General features: G+C 52.6%; 21 protein-coding genes. 20 read left to right on the forward strand and 1 reads right to left on the reverse strand.

The features are described 5' to 3' along the window. Positions 1–98 precede the first annotated feature (98 nt). The 13 genes from PDUR_RS11475 (at position 99) to PDUR_RS11535 (ending at position 11,277) form a co-directional block, all read left to right on the forward strand. Complete coding sequence (locus tag PDUR_RS11475; protein ID WP_042206383.1) at positions 99–761, forward strand: GntR family transcriptional regulator; 663 nt, start codon at positions 99–101, stop codon at positions 759–761. A 174-nt stretch (positions 762–935) separates the two neighbouring features. Further along, entirely contained in the window at positions 936–1,682 is a 747-nt protein-coding gene (locus PDUR_RS27265; RefSeq protein ID WP_052410186.1) for a 5-deoxy-glucuronate isomerase, read from the forward strand. 134 nt (positions 1,683–1,816) lie between these two features. Then, positions 1,817–2,293: a NanQ anomerase/TabA/YiaL family protein gene (locus tag PDUR_RS11485; RefSeq protein ID WP_042206384.1), complete on the forward strand. Its 477-nt coding sequence runs from the start codon at positions 1,817–1,819 to the stop codon at positions 2,291–2,293. 68 nt (positions 2,294–2,361) lie between these two features. Then, positions 2,362–2,838, forward strand: coding sequence for a NanQ anomerase/TabA/YiaL family protein (locus tag PDUR_RS11490; protein ID WP_042206385.1), 477 nt, complete (start codon positions 2,362–2,364; stop codon positions 2,836–2,838). Between the two features lie 45 nt (positions 2,839–2,883). Continuing rightward, entirely contained in the window at positions 2,884–4,170 is a 1,287-nt protein-coding gene (locus tag PDUR_RS11495; protein ID WP_042206386.1) for an MFS transporter, read from the forward strand. 81 nt (positions 4,171–4,251) lie between these two features. Then, complete coding sequence (gene kduD, locus PDUR_RS11500; RefSeq protein WP_042206387.1) at positions 4,252–5,013, forward strand: 2-dehydro-3-deoxy-D-gluconate 5-dehydrogenase KduD; 762 nt, start codon at positions 4,252–4,254, stop codon at positions 5,011–5,013. Between the two features lie 93 nt (positions 5,014–5,106). Then, on the forward strand, positions 5,107–6,084 hold the full coding sequence (locus PDUR_RS11505) for a 2-hydroxyacid dehydrogenase (protein WP_042206388.1): 978 nt from the start codon (positions 5,107–5,109) through the stop codon (positions 6,082–6,084). 301 nt (positions 6,085–6,385) lie between these two features. Beyond that, the gene (locus PDUR_RS11510) at positions 6,386–7,099 is read left to right on the forward strand and encodes a response regulator transcription factor (RefSeq protein ID WP_042206389.1); all 714 of its coding nucleotides are present in this window, start codon (positions 6,386–6,388) and stop codon (positions 7,097–7,099) included. Further along, a complete protein-coding gene (locus PDUR_RS11515) occupies positions 7,089–8,498 on the forward strand; it encodes a sensor histidine kinase (protein WP_042206390.1) in 1,410 nt (469 codons plus the stop codon). The genes PDUR_RS11510 and PDUR_RS11515 overlap by 11 nt, the downstream gene beginning before the upstream one ends. Next, positions 8,495–8,695, forward strand: a complete 201-nt coding sequence (locus PDUR_RS11520; protein WP_042206391.1) for a hypothetical protein — start codon at positions 8,495–8,497, stop codon at positions 8,693–8,695. The genes PDUR_RS11515 and PDUR_RS11520 overlap by 4 nt, the downstream gene beginning before the upstream one ends. A 119-nt stretch (positions 8,696–8,814) precedes the next feature. Next, positions 8,815–9,528 carry a 5-oxoprolinase subunit PxpB gene (pxpB, locus tag PDUR_RS11525; protein WP_081949487.1) on the forward strand — a complete coding sequence of 238 codons (714 nt, stop codon included), beginning with the start codon at positions 8,815–8,817 and terminating at the stop codon, positions 9,526–9,528. Next, on the forward strand, positions 9,525–10,544 hold the full coding sequence (locus PDUR_RS11530) for a 5-oxoprolinase subunit C family protein (RefSeq protein WP_042206393.1): 1,020 nt from the start codon (positions 9,525–9,527) through the stop codon (positions 10,542–10,544). Before pxpB ends, PDUR_RS11530 begins: the two co-directional genes overlap by 4 nt. Beyond that, positions 10,519–11,277, forward strand: coding sequence for a LamB/YcsF family protein (locus tag PDUR_RS11535; protein ID WP_042206395.1), 759 nt, complete (start codon positions 10,519–10,521; stop codon positions 11,275–11,277). The genes PDUR_RS11530 and PDUR_RS11535 overlap by 26 nt, the downstream gene beginning before the upstream one ends. 3 nt (positions 11,278–11,280) lie before the next feature. Here the strand turns inward: PDUR_RS11535 and PDUR_RS11540 are convergent, their stop codons facing one another. Then, positions 11,281–12,018 (reverse strand): spermidine synthase, encoded by a 738-nt coding sequence (locus tag PDUR_RS11540; RefSeq protein WP_042206396.1) that lies wholly within the window; start codon positions 12,016–12,018, stop codon positions 11,281–11,283. Between the two features lie 163 nt (positions 12,019–12,181). On the opposite strand from PDUR_RS11540, the gene PDUR_RS29145 reads away from it, so the two are divergent. From PDUR_RS29145 to PDUR_RS11570, 7 genes are all read left to right on the forward strand, one after another. Further along, positions 12,182–12,355 (forward strand): hypothetical protein, encoded by a 174-nt coding sequence (locus PDUR_RS29145; protein WP_169744908.1) that lies wholly within the window; start codon positions 12,182–12,184, stop codon positions 12,353–12,355. 258 nt (positions 12,356–12,613) lie between these two features. After that, entirely contained in the window at positions 12,614–12,799 is a 186-nt protein-coding gene (locus PDUR_RS11545) for a hypothetical protein (RefSeq protein ID WP_042206398.1), read from the forward strand. 163 nt (positions 12,800–12,962) lie between these two features. After that, complete coding sequence (locus tag PDUR_RS11550; protein WP_042206399.1) at positions 12,963–14,765, forward strand: cache domain-containing sensor histidine kinase; 1,803 nt, start codon at positions 12,963–12,965, stop codon at positions 14,763–14,765. Between the two features lies 1 nt (position 14,766). Further along, positions 14,767–15,999 carry a response regulator gene (locus PDUR_RS11555; protein WP_233277563.1) on the forward strand — a complete coding sequence of 411 codons (1,233 nt, stop codon included), beginning with the start codon at positions 14,767–14,769 and terminating at the stop codon, positions 15,997–15,999. Between the two features lie 216 nt (positions 16,000–16,215). Continuing rightward, positions 16,216–17,268: an ABC transporter substrate-binding protein gene (locus PDUR_RS11560; RefSeq protein ID WP_042206401.1), complete on the forward strand. Its 1,053-nt coding sequence runs from the start codon at positions 16,216–16,218 to the stop codon at positions 17,266–17,268. Between the two features lie 93 nt (positions 17,269–17,361). Continuing rightward, on the forward strand, positions 17,362–18,465 hold the full coding sequence (locus tag PDUR_RS11565; RefSeq protein ID WP_042206402.1) for an ABC transporter ATP-binding protein: 1,104 nt from the start codon (positions 17,362–17,364) through the stop codon (positions 18,463–18,465). Further along, a complete protein-coding gene (locus PDUR_RS11570) occupies positions 18,449–20,140 on the forward strand; it encodes an ABC transporter permease (protein WP_218918457.1) in 1,692 nt (563 codons plus the stop codon). Before PDUR_RS11565 ends, PDUR_RS11570 begins: the two co-directional genes overlap by 17 nt. The last annotated feature ends 17 nt before the right edge of the window (positions 20,141–20,157 follow it).

The following is a 20,157-nucleotide window of genomic DNA, read 5'->3' on the forward strand; positions in this document are numbered from 1 at the left end:
CCTTATGTAAAACAAAAGTTCAGTTTATATAGCGCTTTTCTTGCCCGTTGTGATACACTTAATCTGAATGTCGACATGTATTTTAAGGAGTTAACCTGATGATTGATCCGAAGCTTAACATAGGGTTGGGAGAGCAGCTGACCGATATTTTGCGGATGAAGATCGTTGGCGGCGGGTTGGAGAATGGGCTGAAGCTGACGGAAACCGCGATAGCAAGCGAATATGGATTAAGCCGCGCTCCGGTGCGGGAAGCGTTCCGCAATCTGGAATACGAAGGTCTTTTGGATATTACGAAGCAGGGGGCTGTCGTAAAGGTCCTTACCGAAAAAGAGGTCAACGAGTTCTATAATGTCCGCTATATGCTGGAATCGTTTGCGCTCAGCCACATTCCGCCCGAAGCGCGGGATCATATTATCCGCTTCCTGGAGACTTCCGTCGACAGAATGGAGCTGGCGCTGAGCCACAAGGATGCCGACGAGTTCGCGGCGCAGGATATTGCGTTCCACACCAAGCCGTTCGAGGTGATCGACCACAAGTTCATCAAGCTCTTCTGGGCGAACATAGACAAGCTGTGCCGGGCGATTCTGATTGTGGGAACGCGCCGCCAGTTCGGCAAGGGAGAGTTTGAATACAAACGCCAGGTGGTCGATAAGCACCGCCAGATTGTGGCCGCGCTGAAGGTAGGCGGCAGTGAGGAGATTCTGGCCGCACTTCGCAATCACTTTCACTACAACAGCTGGATCGATAAAAAAGAATTCTGATGAAAAAGATTTCTAAAGGCAGGTTAGCCGCTCCCCCGAGCCGATAGCGCTTGGGGGAAGTTCTTTTGTCTATCATTGTCGACAGAAATACTTGTTGACAATGATGCGCTTTCATTTTAAAATTCGAATGTAAGCAATTGCTGAGCAGTTACAAGCTTGTTCGAGGAGGAGAAGATGGAGCTGAAATTTACTGCGCCAAGCAGGCCGGGACTGCACCGGATTGTCGGACCCGGGAACAGCCAGCTGGAGGTTCTGGAGCTGTTCGTACTGAACTTGCCTTCGGGCGGGGCGCAAACCATTGAGCTGGAGGGCAGCGAGGCAAGTCTGGTCTGCATCGAAGGCAAGCTGCGGATCGCGGCTGTAAACAGCGAGTACACGTTATTGCCGGGGGACGGCCTGTATGTTCCGAGAGGTCAAACGGTCAGCGTTGAGGGCGTCTCGGAACAATCCAGGCTCGTTATGGCAGCGGCTGAAGCGTGGAGCGACGGGGAGTTGATTTATGCCGATTATGGCATCGCCTACCGTGAGAAGGAAATCCACGGGAGGTATAACTATACCCGTGATATCGTGAATCTGCTGATCCGCTCCGACCGGGCGAGCCGTATCGTAACAGGCATCACTACAGGGCAGGATGGAGCCTGGACCAGTTGGCCGCCGCATCATCACTCCGGCACGCTGGAGGAAATCTACTTTTATTTCGATATTCCCTCACACGGCTTCGGCATTCATGTGGGAATGCTGATGGACGGAACCGAGCAGGCGGAAATCGTCCGTTCGGGTGATGCGGTCATTATTCCGAATGGCTATCATCCCACGGTGGCGTCTCCGGGCACCCGTATGAAATACATCTTTTTTCTGGGAGCCAAGGGCAGTGAGGAGGATCGCCGTGCTCCGTCTGAGGATCACCCTTATTACAGGTGACGATGATTGGTTAAGCGTTGCTGCACAGCGCTTGACCAAACAACAAGGGGTTGAAAGCGCAATCATCAATCTTTTCCTTAACCGGTCTAATTTGCAAACTCGTTAAGCCGGTAAAGGAACTGGGAGGGTCAGCCATGTATTTCGGTAGTATTGAAACATTGGAACAAACGAAGCGGCAGTATCCGCCAGCTATTACAAGAGCCCTTCAGTATTTAAAGGACAACCGGGAGCAGTTTCTGTCCATGGATGCCGGAGTTTATCCGATTGAGGGACAGGAAATTTACGCCCAGGTCGTTAATCTGGTGACCAAGAAGAAAGAGGATACCCGGCCGGAGGTGCACCGGAAATACATCGATGTGCAATTTTCCGTGGAAGGCAATGAGCGGATCGGATTTGCGGCGGACACGGGAAACAATGTGGTGGATGAGGATCTGGTGGCGGAGAAGGACATTATTTTTTATAAGCAGGCCGAGAATGAAATGGAGCTTCTGATGCAGCCTGGGCAGTTCGCCGTCTTTTTCCCCGAGGATGTTCATCGTCCGGGCTGTGAGAATGGAGGCGGCGCTTCTTTGCGCAAGGTGATCGTAAAGGTAAGCACTGCTATCTTATAGCTTGGCGGCAGACTTGGCGTTGACCGATCCCAATACCCCTTATTGAATGCAGAAAGGCGTGAGCGGCCATGATCTTTTCCAACATTGAGAGCGGAGAACCGATCGAGAAAAAATATACGGAGCCAGTGGTCCGGGCGGTCCGGTATTTGCAGGAGCATCAGCATGAGTTTGCGCACATGGAGACGGGCATTTATCCGATTGACGGAGACGATTTCTTTGTCCAGGTCTTCGATGTCACAACCCGGCAGAAAGAGGAGGCCAGACCGGAAGTCCACCGCAAATATGTTGAAGTACACTACTCGGTGGAGGGCAAGGAACGAATCGGCTTTGCGGTCGATTTGGGCAAGAACACGGTGACGGAGACGCTGCTGGAGACCAAGGATGCGATTTTTTACGCCGAGATCGACAGAGAGACGGAGCTTGTGCTGGAGCCGGGGGATTACGCAATTTTTTTCCCCGAAGATGTTCACCGGCCGATCTGGGAGCATGGCGGCAAGATATCAATCCGCAGGGTGGTCATTAAGATCAACGAAGCCATAATGTAGGTCTATTCGCTTGAAAACTTCTTATAACAAGGGGTGTCAGTGAGAATGATCAGCGAAACTCGAAAAATACCGGGCAGCCGTTGGAAACGGATTTTACCTCCGCTGCTCATAGTGTGCATTATTTCGTTCATGGACCGTGTCAACGTGAGCTTTGCCATATCTGGCGGAATGGATAAAGAGCTCGGCATGACTGCCGGCATGGCCGGCTTCGCGGCGGGAATATTCTTCTTCGGGTATTTGTTTCTGCAAATCCCCGGCGGACAAATCGCCGCCAAGAGCAGCGGCAAAAAGTTCATTGCCTGGGTGATTCCCTTTTGGGCCGTTGTCTCCATATTAAGCGGCTTGGTAACGAGTACGACTCAGCTGCTGGTGCTTCGGTTCTGTCTCGGTATTGCGGAGGGCGGTATGCTGCCGGTTGTCCTGACGATGTGCAGCAACTGGTTCCCCAATGAGGAAAGAGGCCGGGCCAACGCCATCGTGCTGATGTTCGCGCCCATCGCCGCCATTATTACCGGTCCTATTTCGGGGTTCATCATTTCCATTTCCGGCTGGCGCGAGATGTTCATTATAGAAGGGATTGTTTCGCTGGTTGTGCTTATCCCCTGGCTGCTCATGGTCAGTGATCGTCCGCAGCAGGCCAAATGGATCAGCAAGGAAGAGAAAGACTACATTGTCGGCAAGCTGGAAGAGGAGCAGTTGGCGATTGAGCAGGAGAATCAGGTGAAGCAGGCATCGATTAAGGATTTGCTGCCCAATAAATCCTTGTGGAAGCTCATTGCCCTGAACTTCTGCTACCAGTCGGGCGATTACGGATTCTCCATGTGGCTGCCGACCATGCTGAAGAAATTGACCAATAGCGGAATGGGCATGGTGGGCCTATTGTCCAGCTTGCCGTGGATCGCGTGTATTGCGGGGATGCTGCTGTTCTCGAACCTCTCCGACCGGACCGGACGGAGAAGGGAATTCGTTATTATTCCGCTTCTGGGGTTCGCGCTGTGCCTGCTGCTGTCTGTCACGATTCACGGGAATATCTGGTTCTCATACGTCTTCCTCATCGGCGCCGGATTCTTCGTTAAAGCCGCAGGGGTAGTGTTCTGGGCGATTCCTCCGCGTTTATTCAGCAAGGAAGTCGCAGGCGGAGCCCGGGGAGCCATCAATGCGCTCGGGAATCTGGGCGGATTCTTTGGACCCTATATTGTCGGATTTCTGATTCAAATCTTCAATTATAATGTGGGAGTATACAGCCTTGTAGGTCTGCTGGTCATATCTGCGCTTATTACCGCAACGCTGCCTGGAGCGGTTCAAACGAGAACAAACAAGAAAGCGGCCTAATGCACGATAAAGATAGCGGCGGCCAAGAATCGCAGCTTAGTTCACGCCGCCGCATATTACAGGAGATGGAGGAACCGTACTATGGATTTATCCGATTTTTCACTGGAAGGTAAACTGGCGGTTGTTACTGGAGGCAACAGGGGGCTTGGACAGGGCATGGCGGTCGCGCTGGCCAAGGCCGGAGCGGATATCGTATCCGTTCAGCGAAGCGGGGAGTGCCCGGAAACTTTGGCTCTGATCGAAGCTCTGGGCCGCCGTTGTTATGCGGTCGCCTGCGATTTGGCGGAGCTGCAGACGGGCGAAGAACTCGCCGCGAATATTGAGGGGGAGTTCGGCCCTGTCGACATTCTGGTCAATAACGCGGGCATTCAGCGCCGCCATCCGGCAGAAAGCTTTCCTATCGAAGAATGGGATCTGGTCATGCAGGTTCAGCTTCGCTCGGTGTTCATGCTGTGCCAGGCATTTGGGAAACGGATGCTCGCAAGAGGCTCGGGCAAAATCATCAATATCGCCTCCCTGCTGTCCTTCTCCGGCGGCTTAACCGTGCCCGCCTATGCGGCGGCGAAGGGAGGGGTTGCCCAGTTGACCAAGGCATTGGCCAATGAATGGTCCTCGCGGGGAGTGAATGTCAATGCCATTGCGCCCGGATATATGGCGACGGAGATGAATACAGCCCTGATTAACGATTCGGTCCGCAGCGGGCAGATTATGGACCGGATTCCTTCCAAACGCTGGGGTTCGCCGGAGGACATGGGCGGGACGGCGGTCTTTCTCGCTTCCGAGGCCGCGCGTTATATTCACGGACAGATTATTTGCGTGGATGGAGGCTGGATGGCAAGATAGCTTGCGGCCGGCCTGAGAATAAATCAGTATTAAGCAAAATGTTCAAATTCAAAAATGCTCAATTTCAAAAATTCCAAAAGGAGTGGATCATTCATGTCAAAAGCCCGTGTCTATGTTACATATCCGCTTGGGGATAATATTCTGGCTCTGCTGCGCGAGCAATGTGAAGTGGTGATGAATCCGGAGGAGCGGAGCCTCAGCCCTGAAGAGCTGATTGAAAATGCCCGGGGCTTCGACGCCGTACTGACTGTGTCCGTAGGAGTCAATAAAGATGTGTGCCGGGCGCTTGCTTCGGATTGCAAAATCTTCGCCAACTACGGCGTCGGCTACAACAATATTGATGTCGAGGCCGCATCGAGACACGGCATATATGTCAGCAATACGCCGGACGTTCTGACGGATGCCACCGCCGACTTTGCCTTTGCCCTGCTGCTGTCCGCCGCCCGGCGGGTTGTGGAATGCGACTCGTATGTGCGGGCCGGCAAGAAGAACTGGGGCCCGATGAATCTGATCGGCGCCCAAGTCAGCGGCAAGACCATCGGCATACTCGGCGGAGGCCGGATCGGCAGGGCCGTGGCGAAGCGCGCTCAAGGCTTCAATATGCGGATACTGTACAACGATCAGCAGCCGAATCCCGATTTTGAGGCAGAGACGGACGGGATTTTCGCAGATAAGAATACGCTGCTGAGAGAATCGGATTTCGTATCCGTTCATGTGCCGCTGCTGCCTGCGACCCGCCATCTGATCGGTGCGGAAGAGCTGGGGCTCATGAAGCCGAGCGCCATCCTGATCAACGATTCGCGGGGACCCATTATCGACGAGCAGGCACTGGTGACCGCGCTCCAAGGCGGCGTCATTGCCGGAGCGGGCCTCGACGTATTCGAATCCGAACCGGAGCTTGCGCCGGGACTGGCCGAGCTTCCAAATGTGGTGCTGGCTCCCCATGTGGGCAGCTCCACTAACGAAGCCAGAGTAGCCATGGGCGAACTGTGCGCCCGGAATATCTTCGCGGTGCTTGGCGGAGGAACGCCGATCACCTGTGTAAACCCGGAAGTTAGCGTGAAGGCCTAAGCAGGCCGCGCCTGGCGTTGGCGGAATCTTTCCTGTGACCCGCCAAATTCGGCAACGGACAGAGGCAGAAATCTTCCATAGCGAGAGGCAGATTAGCCGCTGCCTGCGGCAAACCGAAAGCCATCCCGAAAGCCATCCCGAACCAGGGATGGCTTTGCTTTTGCCATATTGATTGCACTTTCAGGATAAACGATAATGAGAAGACGGCTGGCCGTAAACGGAGGCAACATATTTTCCACATATCCGGCGTGTATAATGAATGTATTCTCTCAGATATATCGTATAAAAGAAGGTGACGATCATGGCGCAGCTGCGCGTGCTTGTTGTAGACGATGAATGGAATATGCGAAATCTGCTGCGTATTTATTTGATGAAGGAAGGCTTTCAAGTCAGCGAAGCATCCACGGGGCGGGAGGCGCTGAAGCTTATCGGCAGCGGGAATTTTGATATCGTGCTGCTGGACGTGATGATGCCCGATATGGATGGCTGGCAGGTATGCGAGGCCGTCAGGGCGCAGGACAGTGTGCCCATTCTGATGTTGACCGCCCGCTCCGAGACGAAGGACAAGGTCCGGGGCCTTGAAATCGGGGCAGATGATTATCTGACCAAGCCGTTCGAGCCGGAGGAACTGGTTGCCCGGATGCATTCGCTGATCCGCAGAGCGTCTTTGGCGCAGCAAGCGGTTCCTAGGGAGCGTGTACTGGAATTTCCTGGGCTGGTTATCCGTCCGGATGCGCGAGAGGCGTCCGTTATGGATACCGGGGTCGAGCTGACTCCAAAGGAATTCGATCTGCTGGCCGTTCTGGCCGGGAACCTCCAGCGCGCCTTCAGCCGGGATGAACTAGTGGAGCGGCTGTGGGGTATGGACTTCGAGGGGGAAACGCGGGTAGTGGACACCCATATCAAGAATATACGCGAAAAGCTGCAAAAAGCAGGTCTCGGCTACAACCCGGTTCAGACCGTTTGGGGCGTGGGCTATAAATTTCAGGCGCCGGTGAAATCCAATGAAAAATAACGTAATCGGCCTGAAGCTGGGCCTTGTTATTTCCGGTCTGTTTCTCGTCGTGCTGCTGTTTCTGGGGGTTGCGGTCGACCGGATGTTCACCAGCTTTTATTTGGCTAATATGAAGACGGAAACAGAGGAATTGGCTTCCCACTTCACCGTTATGGCCGAATCCTCGGAGGGCGGCACCAGCGAAATGATAGGGACGTTCGCCGAATTTTCGGCGGTCAGCATTTATAATGTGCGTCAGGACGGAAGCGTTATTATGCACTCGGGCGTACAAGACCCGGCATATCAATCATTTATCCGCGTCTCGGATGTGAGCAGGATTTTTTCTGGAAAAAAGGTGAATTTTCTCTATGCGGACCCGGCAGGCGGGCGCTATTTCGTCTCGGGCCAACCGATCGTAAAGGAAGGGAAAGTTGGCTCTGCCCTGTATCTAATGGCCTCCACAGAAAGGATGGACCGGTCGCTGGCAGGGGTGCGGAATCTGCTGATTCTTTCCGGAATCGGAGCGTTCCTGCTCGCTTTGGGCAGCACCTGGATTATCGCCCAGTTACTGTCCCGACCGCTGCTGCAGATGCAGAAGGCTACCCGGAAGATTGCCGCCGGGGAGCTGGAGACGAGAGTCGATATCGGGAGCAGGGACGAAATCGGCGCGCTTGCCGGAGCGATTAACGATTTAGCAGTCGATCTTCAGCGCTACCGGGATACGCGGCAGGAGTTTTTTGCCAATATTTCGCATGAGCTTCGGACGCCGATCACGTATCTGGAAGGATATGCGAATGTGGTCAAAGAGCGGCTGTACGCCACGGAAGAGGAGAAGGACCGGTATCTCGACATCATTTATATGGAAGCGCGGCGGATTCAGCATCTGGTGGACGATCTGTTCGAGCTGGCCAAGATGGAGGAAGGCAAAATAACCCTTTCGCCGGAATGGATCAACTTGGCTGAGCTGGTGGAGCAGGCGGTCGAAAAGGTGAGACTTAAAGCCGAGGACAAAAATCTGGAACTCTACTGCACTGTCGAAGGAACGCCGCATAGGATGTATACGGACGGAGCCCGGATGGAGCAAATTGTGCTGAATCTGCTGGAAAATGCAATCCGGTACACGGAGCGGGGAACGGTTGGCGTTCTCTTGTCGTTCCAATCCGCTTCAGTGAAGCTTGCCGTGCAGGATACGGGAATCGGAATCCCCGAGGCCGAGCTTCCTTTTATATTCGAACGTTTCTATCGGGTGGAGAAATCACGTTCCCGTATGCATGGCGGCACCGGCCTCGGGTTGTCCATCGTACATAAGCTGGCGGGGCTGCTTGGAGGAAAGATAACCGTTGCCAGCAGACCGGGAGAGGGGACATGCTTTGAACTTTATTTTGATCTGCGGCGGAAGCCGGGGGAGGATCGCGTATGAAAAAAATCGAATGGCTGATCGCGATTCTCCTAATCGGGATGGGTATGCTGTGCATGAGCGTCTCGGCGTTCTCCTTCCGCAGCATGCCCCTTATGCATTTTGGGGAGCGGATGATGGGGGTGTTCGCCTGTTTCGGGACATTGGCCGTGGTTCTTCTGCTGTTCCTCGGATGGGCGGCATTCAGGAAGAAGCGTTAATTTCAGTTTAAAAAGGTTTACCCGGCTGTGCGCATCCCGTATCCTTAAAGAAAAAGACGGCGCGATTCGTTTGACTGCAGTACGGACAATAGCTGTCTATGAAAAAGGGGGCGCAAGCGATGGCATGGTCTTTTTACCCTCTGGGAGACTCGGCGGTATTAGTTGAATTTGGCCAGAGCATTAGTGCAAAGATTCACAAAGAGATTAGAGCGGCTGTACACCGGATTGAGCAAGATCCCTTCCCCGGCTTTATCGAATGTGTGCCTTCCTTTGCTGCGATAAGCGTATTTTATGATTTGGCGGCGCTGCGTATTCCGGAGCGGAACCGGACGGCGTTTGGCCATGTATGTTCTATCCTGCGCGATAAACTGATGCCGACTGGAGACGGTCAGCATGCTGAGAGCACAAGGATCATTGACATTCCAGTCTGCTATGGCGGCGAATTTGGCCCGGACCTTGGGCATGTGGCGGAATTGAACGGTTTATCTGAGGAGGGAGTCGTTTCGATCCATGCCGGAGGACAATATCTTGTGTACGCTATTGGCTTTGCGCCGGGCTTTCCGTACCTGGGAGGAATGCCGGACACGATTGCGGCGCCGCGAAAAAAAACACCCAGGCTTCGCATTCCCGCAGGCTCAGTCGGCATTGCCGGCTCGCAGACCGGGATCTATCCAATAGAGACACCTGGAGGCTGGCAGATCATCGGCAGGACGCCGCTTGAACTGTTCCGGCCAGGCGACTCGCCGCCGACGCTGCTGCAGAGCGGGGATTATATCCGGTTCTGCCCCATCGGACCGGAAGAATACCGGAGATTGCGGGGGATGCAGCCATGAGCATAAGAATCCATAAGCCAGGCCTGCTTACGACCGTTCAAGATCTTGGAAGAACGGGCTATGGAAAATACGGCGTTATCGTCTCCGGGGCGATGGACCGTACCGCCCACCGCATAGCGAACTGGATTGCCGGGAACGATGATAGCGCGGCGGCGCTTGAGATTACGCTCTCGGGCTTTGTCGCGGAATTTGACCAGGATCACTGGATTGCGATAACGGGAGGCCATATGAGTCCTGTTATCGATGGGAGGGATGTGCCGATGTGGCGTCCCGTATTTGTGCGCAGAGGGAGCAGGCTGATCTTTAAGCGGCCGGTTTCGGGCTGCCGGGCGTATTTGGCAGTATCCGGCGGACTGGATGTCCCCGTGGTGATGGGCAGCCGCAGCACCTACCTACGCGCAGGAATCGGCGGATTTGAGGGGAGAGCGCTTAGAGCGGGAGATGAGCTGCCCGTAGGCCAGGGCCGCCTGCGGGCTCTAGCGGCGCTTACGGGAGATGATTCTTTTTATGCGGTTTCCTGGACCGTTCCCTGGTCGGTTATTCCGGCCTACAGCTCAAACCCGGAAATCCGGTTCATCCGGGGCCGCCAGTGGGAAGATTTCACTCTCCACAGCCGTCAAGCTTTTGCGGAGTCATCCTACAAGGTAACTCCCCATTCGGACCGGATGGGCTACCGCTTGGCCGGACCATCACTTATGCTGGAGTCGCCGCGAGAGTATCTTTCCGAGGCCGTAGCGCTTGGGACGGTCCAGATTCCGGCGGACGGGCAGCCGATTGTATTGATGGCCGACCGCCAGACGCTGGGCGGCTATCCGAAGATTGCGCAGGTCATAAGCGCGGATCTCCCCGTAATGGCCCAGGCTGCGCCGGGAGGACATATCCAGTTTCGGGAAGTAACGGCCCGAGAAGCCGAATCCCTATATATATGCCAGGAGCGAAAGTTGAAGCGGCTTGAAATGATGGTCAGGCTGAAGCTGAAGGAGGGTTATCATGTTAGAGGTGGATTTAAACTGTGATATGGGGGAGAGCTTTGGCGCTTATACCATCGGCGCGGATGACGAACTGCTGCGCGAGGTCACCTCGGCGAATATTGCCTGCGGGCTCCATGCGGGCGATCCCTCTGTCATGCGTAAGTCGGTCCGGTCCGCGCTGGCAATGGGGGTAAGTATCGGAGCCCATCCGGGCCTGCCCGATCTTGCGGGCTTCGGGAGAAGGAACATGGACATTTCTCCCGAAGAGGCGTTCGATCTTGTCACGTACCAAATCGGAGCATTGGAGGCCTTCGTCCGGCAGGAGGGAGGGAAGCTACGGCATGTGAAACCGCATGGCGCTTTGTACAATATGGCGGCAGCATCCTGTCCGCTTGCCGATGCCATAGCGATGGCCGTGCACAGATTCGACCCGTCTCTAGTGCTGTACGGCCTGGCCGGAAGTAAGCTGCTTGCCGCCGGCCGCGAGGCGGGACTGTCCACGGCAAGCGAAGTATTCGCCGACCGTACCTATCAGCCTGACGGGTCGCTGACACCGCGCCGTCAGCCGGGAGCCGTCATTACCGACATGGATCAGTCGGTCCGCCAAGTGATCCGCATGGTAAAGGAAGGAGCGGTTGCCGCTGTGGACGGCACGGTAGTCCCGCTTGAAGCGGAGACGGTCTGCATTCATGGAGACGGGGCGGGCGCCGCCGCTTTTGCCGCCGAGCTGCGCCGCCGGCTGAAAGCGGAAGGGATTGCGGTGCAGGCGAAGCGGTAGCTTTTAGTCCGTCAGGATATGCCCCGGAGGGAGCGCCGTCCCGGTAAAGCCCGCCATCTGGCGGGCTTTGAAGCCGATGGGCCGGCCGCTGCCAGCGAGAATCATATTTTTCAGGCTGGAGACGTCTTTATCGGGGAGAATGAACGCTTCCGTATGGGGGAATACCGAAGTGAGTGTCGTGTGAACCGCTTGGATCAGCCGGTCATTTCCGCCTTTTCCCGTTAGGTTCATCAGCATTATTCCGCCGGGATTAAGCTTCGTCCTGACCAGGCGGAAGAACTCCTGCGAGATCAAATGCCGAGGCGTGCCCTTGTCGCTGAATGCGTCCAGAACGATATAATCGAAGGACTCGTCCCCCTGTTGTTCAAGCGTGCGGCGTCCGTCGCCGATCCTCACCGAATCCCCGCTGTATCCGAAATACGTTCTGCTGATTTCCGCAATCTGGGGACTGACCTCTGCGGTTATCATTTTTTTGCCGGATAAATGGCCGGAAATCGTCCCGACCCCATGCCCGATGATGAATACGTCCTCAAATGCCGGGTTGTTCCACTCCATCAAATGAAGGATTGCTCTCGGATACTCGAACATGATCCGCTCCGGATGATTCAAGTCCACCGCTCCCTGAACCGCTTCCTCCGAAAATTGCAGCAGCCGGAAGCGCCCTTTCTCGCCGTACCATTCATCCGTATCGTATACTTCAATATCATGCCCGTCTCCGCGCGTCTTATAAAGCAGCTTCAATCTTCCCGTCCCCTTGCCGTCCTTTTTCTATTCATGATAAGGGATTACGGCTGTGAATCAAAGTGCCGGCTCCAGAGAACATTTAGCATGTTTGTAAAAGGGATCACCGGGCAACTATAACTATGAGGCAAATAAGTAAAACCTTAAGAAGGAGGAGATAAGCATGGCCGATCAAATCCAAAACGAAGCGGAAATCCGCAATCGGGAAAATAGAAAGGGAGACTCGCTCGCCGAGATCAAGAAGATGGAAAACGGGGTAGATATCGAACCCGAAGCGGACGAGTGGGAAGCCAAACCTGCTCCAACCGCCCATCCAGACCCTGTGCCGAAAAAATAAAATTTCAAGAAGAAACGGCATCGCCGTCCTTTTAGGGGCGGACGGTACCGTTTCTCGTATAAATATAAGACAAAATGATAAGCGCTCAGCTTATAAATTCTTATATTTTAAGAAAAATGGGCTTTCCTTTGGGACAGCCTGTTTTTTTATGCCTGCTCATCTAGTATACTGTTAGTACATACCGGAATTTCCAACCTGTTGTTTGGCGGCGCACTTTCTTGATCTGTAACCCATTTTGCCTTAGGGAGGAAAATGCAAATGCGTGATCGGAATCGAAACGCCCGTTACCGGCAGAAGCGGCAGGATGTTTTTGCTGGAGTCGTTCTTGAGAAGAAGTATGGTCCTTATTACGGAGTCCACAGCGATATGAAGCTGGAAACCCTCCGAAAGCTGAATGACAGCCCGCTCCAGTCTCCATCGCTTAAAGAGCAGTACCCTAAATAACGATACGGCGCATGCAGGCCGTATATTCGGGCATAACCTTCAGGGTTGTGCCTTTTTCAATGTGATTCCAGCCCTTTCGAATTTGAGAATATCTGTTGTCGCCTCTCTGCGGATTGTGATATATTTAACAGCAATTCTGATGGCGGAGAGGGAGTTGCACAACATGAATCGGATCAAGCAGTTCCATTCCATGGGTTTAAGAACGAAATTAATGCTTCTGCTGCTGATCATCACGATATTGCCCCTCGGACTGCTTGGTATGTTCTCGTACCGCAAGGCTTCCACAGAAATTCAGATCAAGGCCTACGAAATTATATTGGAGAACCTGTCTCAGGTCAATCATAGCTTAACCGATTTTGTGCAGGATATTGAGCAATTATCCATGTATTTATACAGCAACGAGGAAATACAGGAGATATTATCCAAATCATCATCCCGGAGCGTGGCCGAGAAGTATGAGGATGAGCAGACGGTAAACGGAATTTTGAAGAGCTTTCTGGGCTTTAAATCCTGGGACATACAGCTGTATGTGATCGGGGCGAACGGAGAACGTTATTTCACAGGCGATTTCTTGCCGCCCGCCTATCGTGACTACCAGCCGAACTGGGGGTTATTTCGCAAAACAAGAATTGCGGACGGCGGCGCAGCTTGGGATACCCATTACTCCCTTAAGAAAATTGAGGATTACGGGGCTGTATTAAGCTCGGGAAGGCTTTTGAAATCTATAGAAACCGGGGAGACGCTCGGATATTTCATAGTAGATATTAAGGAGTCCGCGCTGGCGGACAAGTATCAGAAGGCTCACCAGTATCCCGGCGGTGAGGTGTATTTGCTGGATGCGAACGGATATGTCATCTCCAGCAGCCCCTCCAAGCAGCAGGTCGGAACGCGTCTGAATAAAAGCTATATGGATGAAGTGTTGAGCGGCACCAAGGGCTATTTTTCCGCAGTGGATGAAGGGTCTGACAAAATGATTATTTATGACTCCTCGGATTCCTCCGGTTTCAAAATGGTGAGTGCCGTGCCAATTGGCGTATTGACGAAGGAAAGTCACAGCATCCGTAATTTGACGATATTTATCGTGATTTCTTGCATACTGATCAGTTATTGCGTTGCTTATTTGCTATCAGACTATATGACACGTCCACTACGCAAGCTTCGCTTATTGATGAATGAGGTCGAGAAGGGCAGGATGGACGTTACCTTTCCTTCAAAATACAACGACGAGGTCGGCCATCTGGGACGCAGCTTTAATACGATGCTCAGGCAGATCAACCGGTTAATCCGCGAAGGCTATGAGAAGCAGATTCAGGTGCAGGAGGCGGAAATCAAGGCGATTCAGGCGCAGTTTACGCCCCACTTTTTATATAATGCACTCGATTCGATTAACTGGATGGCGCGGATACATGGGATGGATGCGATCAGCAAAGTGGCTTTATCGCTTGGCAACCTGCTGCGGTTCAGCATCCGGCGCGGTAATCCGGTCATTCCAATCCGCGAGGATATGAAGCAAATACGCAACTATTTGACGATTGTTCAGCTTAGATACCGCGACAAAATTAACATCGAGCTTGATATTGACGAGGAGATTCTGGATTTCTACACACCGAAGCTTTTGCTGCAGCCGCTGGTGGAGAATGCGGTGGGGCATGGGCTGGAGATGAAGGAAGGCGAAGGGGAATTATTAATTTGGGCAGGCGTCGTAGACGGGAATGTACAATTCATCGTGGAGGACGATGGCGTCGGAATGACCGGGGACAAGCTTGCGAAGCTGTGGGAGCATGAAGAAGAAAGCGCACAGTCCGCGAAGACGCGAATCGGCCTGCACAATTTGAAGAAACGGCTGGAGCTGCATTTTGGGCCTGCGTATCGGCTGGATGTGGAGAGTGAAGCGGGCAAAGGGACGAAGGTTATGATTCGTATTCCTTGTATTGTTGATCCGAAGGAGGTTGAGCGGGTTGTATAAAGTGTTGATTACGGATGATGAATGGCTCATAAGGGAGGGACTGAAGCAGACGATTGACTGGCAAGCTCTCGAATGTGAAATTGTGGCCGAGGCTTCGAACGGAGAGCAATCGCTGCAAGCGGTCAAGGAGTATAAACCGGATATATTACTCACTGATATTCGGATGCCGAGTATGAATGGAATGCAGCTTGCGGAAGAAGCACAGCGGGTTCACCCTGATATTCGCATCATTTTTTTAACGGGATTTGATGACTTTACCTATGCGCAGCAGGCAGTGAAGCTTAAGGCGGCTGATTATGTATTAAAGCCTACCAATCCGGACGAGTTATTGGAGGTCATAGAGAAAGTCTGTGGAGAAATCAAGGCTAGCAGGGAAAATGAAACGGTCAAACAGGAGCTCAGAGAATGGGTGGCGGCAGGGTATACCCTTGTGCTGGAGAAGCTTCTTCATGACCAATTATTAGGGATTTCCGATCCTAAATCCGTGAAGATGTTGACAGAGATTATCGATAATCATCGGCTTAGCAATGAAGGATTTCGCATTGCCCTGATTCAGTATGAGGACCATACCTACTGGCACGAGAAGCTGAAGGATGAACTGCATGACCGGTTATGGGATATACTCATGGGACCTCCTGTGACGCTGGGCGGGAACCGTGCAGCGTTAATGATCGGGGCTGATTCGGGAGATCATAGTAAGCAGCTCTGGAGCCGGATTCAAGAGATTTCAGGTAAAAGTCAACTGGCTATTGGGCTAAGCTTGCCGCATCGAAGCTTCGACAGCATGGGTCAGGCTCACCGCGAAGCGGTCGCCGCGCTCCATTTCAAGCGCCCGGGTTCGGGGCAGAAGAGCGGAGTACTTGAGTTCGGCGATATTGAGCGCTGGGGAGAGCAGCCCGTAACTCCTGATGCCGCCCATTTCAAACAGGTGGAGGCTTTCATTCAGACACGCTATGCGGAAGATCTATCCTTGCAGCAGCTCGCTTCCCAGTTTCATGTGAGTGAGGCTCATTTCAGCAGACTGTTCCGAAAAGCTACGGGAACTACCTTTATTGATTATGTGACACAGGTGAGAATGGAAAAGGCGATGGAACTGCTAAGTTCCCCCGATTCGCGGATATACGAAGTATCGCTTGCCGTCGGTTATCAGGATTCACGCTATTTCAGCCAGTTATTTCGCAAGGCTACAGGCAAGACCCCTACAGAGTTCCGTAGAGAAAGAGAATTTATGTGAATTCTGTGTTATTTAAGCGTTAGTTTAATGTTAAGAATAAATCTAGTGAAATCAATGGATCGTCCCCGAAAGGGGGCGATTTTACTGTTTATGGGAATCATTTTTTTAAACAGTTACGAAATTTTGTCCCATTGAGGGAACGGAAGCCTGTAAGTATAGTGGGTATAGATTCAATCAATGAAAGAAAACTTGACATCAAGCGGAGGTTGGGAAGAAATGAAAAAAGGATGGCTTAAAGGTTTGGTCGCTATGGCACTCATGACAGTAACGATCACGGCATGCGGGGCTAAAGACGATACAGCCGCAACTACCGGCTCTGACGGCGGCGGCAAGGCCGGGGGCGGGAAATTAACGGTGTACTCTCCGAATGCAGCGGAAATCAACAACCCCATTATTAAAGAATTTCAAGACCGGACAGGAATTACAGTGGACTTGATCTCCGGAGGTACGGGAGAGCTGCTGAAAAGAGTGCAGGCGGAAGCCGGAAATCCGCTTGGCGATGTCTTCTGGGCCGGCGGCGCCGACTCCCTGGAATCCTATAAAGAATATTTCCAGCCTTATAAGACCAAAGAATTCGACAACCTGCTGCCGGCTTACGTAGATAAGAATTCCTACTGGACGCCATTCAACGCGCTGCCAATGGTTATCACCTACAACAAAGAACTGGTGTCTGAAGCTGAGCTGCCGAAATCATGGGAGGATCTGCTTGATCCGAAGTGGAAAGGCAATATCGCTTTTGCCGATCCGTCCAAATCCGGCTCTTCCTATACCCAGCTGGTGACGATGCTTACGGCGTTCGGCAAAGAAGACGGCAAGGGCTGGGATTACGTGAAGAAGCTGGTGGCGAATATGGACGGTAAAATCCTTTCCGGTTCAAGCCTGGTGCAGCGCGCCGTTCCGGACAAAGAATTCGCGCTCGGCATTACCCTTGAGGATGCGGCTCTTCGTTACATTGAAGGCGGCTCGCAAATCGGCATCATTTATCCGGCAGAAGGAACCTCCGCTGTACCTGACGGCGCAGCCATTATGAAAGGCAGCAAGAATCTCGAGCAGGCCAAGCAGTTCGTCGATTTCCTCGTAAGCAAAGACGCGCAGGAGATCGTGCAAAAGGAATTCAAGCGCCGCTCCGTGCGTAAGGATGTAGCTCCTGTGGAGGGTTTGCCGCAGACAGGCGATATCAAGCTGGTCGATTATAACTTCGATTGGGCCGCGGCCAACAAAGACGAAATTATTAAAAAGTTCACCCGAATCACGACTGGACAGGAATAAAGCATCACGTATTTAGGGAGGAGAGCGGCGGCAGGGCACTTTTAACCGGCTGCCGCCGCTGTTCCCATCATTACCGGAAGCGAGGGAATATTTATGAGCAAGGTTGTTTTCGATCATGTAACAAAATATTTCGGTACGGCAAAGGCGGTTAATAATGCGCATTTTACGATAGAAGAAGGCGAGTTCTTCACCTTGCTCGGCCCCAGCGGATGCGGTAAGACGACGCTGCTTCGGACGATAGCGGGCTTCTATAGACAAGAAGAAGGAAATATTTATTTTGGCGATCAATTGATTAACGATGTCCCCACTCATGAACGCAATATCGGCATGGTGTTTCAGAACTATGCGATTTTTCCCCATATGACTGTATTTGATAATGTAGCCTATGGCCTGAAGGCGAGAAAAGTGTCCAAGGATGAAATCCGTACCCGAGTGCTGGAGGCGCTCGACATGGTGGAACTGACGCATCTTAAAGACCGCATACCATCCAACATGAGCGGCGGGCAGCAGCAGCGGATTGCCTTGGCCCGCGCGATTGTCATTCGTCCGGCATTGTTGTTAATGGATGAACCTTTGTCGAACCTCGATGCCAAGCTGAGAGTGAAGATGCGCACGGATATCCGCAAGCTGCAAAAAGACCTGAACATCACGACCATTTACGTAACGCATGACCAGGAGGAGGCGCTCGCTGTATCCGACCGGATTGCCGTTTTGCAAAATGGCACCGTCCAGCAGATTGCTTCCCCGCAAGAGATTTATCTGTATCCGCAGAACCGTTTTGTCGCGAACTTCATGGGCACCTCGAATTTTCTGGACGGAACCTGTGAAGCAGGAGCCGCACTTAGCAATCCCGCCAATATTAAGCTGATGGGACTTGAAACCGAGCTGTCTCTTCTGAAGCCGCATTCCGGAAAGGTACTGTTCTCTATTAGGCCGGAACGGGTAAAGATATCGACAGAGCCCTCTGAGGATCATGGATACCAGGGGACGATTGACGAGGTTACATTCCTTGGGGAAAAAGTCAGCTATACGGTGAAAATGCCGTCGGGAGAATCCATTGAGGTACATGACCATTCGGTGTATACGCGGGATATTTACAAGCCGAAGCAGCCCGTGTATCTTGATCTTCAGCTGAGCCAATCCGTCATTTACAATGGCAGCGGCGAGGAGGTAATCTATCGTGCAATCGAGGGCTGAGCCTAATCCGGGCAATGTAATCCGGCAGAGACTGCTGCTTAGAAAATGGGATTTCTGGACCGCAGTGACGCTCGTGGTCTATTTGCTGCTATGCGTCTTCGTTGTTTACCCCCTGGTAACTTTGTTCATCAACAGTTTTATCAGCGAAGATGGCGGCTTTACCATTGAAAATTATATTACTTTCATTTCATTGAAATATTACCGTATGGCGCTGCTGAACAGCTTTATGGTATCCGCGCTTGCCACATTAGGCGCTATCCTGATCGGAGTTCCGCTGGCCTATTTATCTACCCGATATGCGATTAAATTCAAAGGTCTCATGCAGATCATGATTGTGATGTCTCTCTTATCGCCTCCGTTCATTGGCGCTTATTCGTGGATCTTGCTGATGGGCAACAACGGATTTATTACCCGATTCATTCGTGACCTCGGCATTTCGGTTCCGTCAATCTACGGGATGCACGGCATCGTGTTCGTATTCGCGCTGCAGTTCTATCCGCATATTTTCCTGTACGTCTCCGGCGCGCTGAAGACGATCGATACGTCGCTGGAGGAAGCGTCGGAAAGCCTCGGGATGACCTCCTGGAAGCGTCTTCGCACCGTGACCCTGCCGCTGATTTTTCCAACTCTGTCGGCCGGGGCGCTCATGGTATTTATGGCATCCTTCGCGGATTTCGGTACACCGATGCTGCTGGGACAAGGCTTCAAGGTGCTCCCGATTCTTGCTTATGAGCAGTTCGTGAGTGAAATGGGCGGCAACCCGGCGATGGCCAGTACGCTGAGCATCATCCTGATTTTATTCTCCACCTCGGTCTTGTTCACTCAGCGTTATTTCGTCGCACGCAAAAACTTTTCGATGACGGGCATGCGGACACCGAAGCTGATTCCTCTTAAGCCCTTGGCGAAGACGCTGCTGACGATTGTCGCTTTTATTCCCGCATGTATTTCGATACTGCCGCAGTTGACTGTAATCTTAACGTCTTTTATCAAAACGAAGGGTCCTGTCTTTCAGTCAGGGTTTAGCCTTGACAGCTACAGGGAAGTACTGTACCGGGTTCCCCGTTCGATTATTCACACGTACTCGTATTCCATCCTGTCCATCATCATTATGGTTGCTGGTGGCATGCTGATTTCGTATATCCTGGTTCGGCGCAAATCCAAGCTTACGGCGGCGCTCGACGGCATTCTGATGATTCCGTATGTGATGCCGGGAACGGTGCTTGGGATAAGTCTTATTGTCGCTTTTAACAAACCGCCGATTGTGCTGACGGGAACCTGGATTATTCTTGTCATTGCTTATGTCGTGCGTAAAATTCCATACACCATACGCTCCAGCACAGCCATTCTCCATCAGCTTGACCGGAGTGTGGAGGAAGCCTCAATTAGTCTTGGCGTTCCGCCCATGAAGACCTTCTTTAAGACAACGGGGAGGCTGATGGCGCCGGGGGTAATATCGGGAGCGATTCTAAGCTGGATTACAACCATTAACGAGCTCAGCTCGACCCTGGTGTTGTATTATGGCGCAACAGCAACGATTTCCGTTACGATCTACAGCGAGGTATTTACCTCCAACTATGGGACGGGCGCGGCGCTTGCCTCGATTCTGACGTTAAGCACGCTGATTTCTTTGCTCATTGCGAATAAGCTGTCGGGCGGAAAAGGGTTATCTGTGTAAGGACTCAGTTGAAAGGG

The organism is Paenibacillus durus (assembly GCF_000756615.1).
Taxonomy (GTDB): domain Bacteria; phylum Bacillota; class Bacilli; order Paenibacillales; family Paenibacillaceae; genus Paenibacillus_AQ; species Paenibacillus_AQ durus.

Coding starts and splice junctions, on each gene's coding strand:
- kduD (WP_042206387.1), top strand. CDS start 4,252: ATGGATTTATCCGATTTTTCACTGGAAGGTAAACTGGCGGTTGTTACT.
- PDUR_RS11545 (WP_042206398.1), top strand. CDS start 12,614: ATGCGTGATCGGAATCGAAACGCCCGTTACCGGCAGAAGCGGCAGGAT.
- pxpB (WP_081949487.1), top strand. CDS start 8,815: ATGGCATGGTCTTTTTACCCTCTGGGAGACTCGGCGGTATTAGTTGAA.
- PDUR_RS29145 (WP_169744908.1), top strand. CDS start 12,182: ATGGCCGATCAAATCCAAAACGAAGCGGAAATCCGCAATCGGGAAAAT.
- PDUR_RS11485 (WP_042206384.1), top strand. CDS start 1,817: ATGTATTTCGGTAGTATTGAAACATTGGAACAAACGAAGCGGCAGTAT.
- PDUR_RS11550 (WP_042206399.1), top strand. CDS start 12,963: ATGAATCGGATCAAGCAGTTCCATTCCATGGGTTTAAGAACGAAATTA.
- PDUR_RS11520 (WP_042206391.1), top strand. CDS start 8,495: ATGAAAAAAATCGAATGGCTGATCGCGATTCTCCTAATCGGGATGGGT.
- PDUR_RS11530 (WP_042206393.1), top strand. CDS start 9,525: ATGAGCATAAGAATCCATAAGCCAGGCCTGCTTACGACCGTTCAAGAT.
- PDUR_RS11495 (WP_042206386.1), top strand. CDS start 2,884: ATGATCAGCGAAACTCGAAAAATACCGGGCAGCCGTTGGAAACGGATT.
- PDUR_RS11560 (WP_042206401.1), top strand. CDS start 16,216: ATGAAAAAAGGATGGCTTAAAGGTTTGGTCGCTATGGCACTCATGACA.
- PDUR_RS11490 (WP_042206385.1), top strand. CDS start 2,362: ATGATCTTTTCCAACATTGAGAGCGGAGAACCGATCGAGAAAAAATAT.
- PDUR_RS11510 (WP_042206389.1), top strand. CDS start 6,386: ATGGCGCAGCTGCGCGTGCTTGTTGTAGACGATGAATGGAATATGCGA.
- PDUR_RS11565 (WP_042206402.1), top strand. CDS start 17,362: ATGAGCAAGGTTGTTTTCGATCATGTAACAAAATATTTCGGTACGGCA.
- PDUR_RS11505 (WP_042206388.1), top strand. CDS start 5,107: ATGTCAAAAGCCCGTGTCTATGTTACATATCCGCTTGGGGATAATATT.
- PDUR_RS11475 (WP_042206383.1), top strand. CDS start 99: ATGATTGATCCGAAGCTTAACATAGGGTTGGGAGAGCAGCTGACCGAT.
- PDUR_RS11535 (WP_042206395.1), top strand. CDS start 10,519: ATGTTAGAGGTGGATTTAAACTGTGATATGGGGGAGAGCTTTGGCGCT.
- PDUR_RS11515 (WP_042206390.1), top strand. CDS start 7,089: ATGAAAAATAACGTAATCGGCCTGAAGCTGGGCCTTGTTATTTCCGGT.
- PDUR_RS27265 (WP_052410186.1), top strand. CDS start 936: ATGGAGCTGAAATTTACTGCGCCAAGCAGGCCGGGACTGCACCGGATT.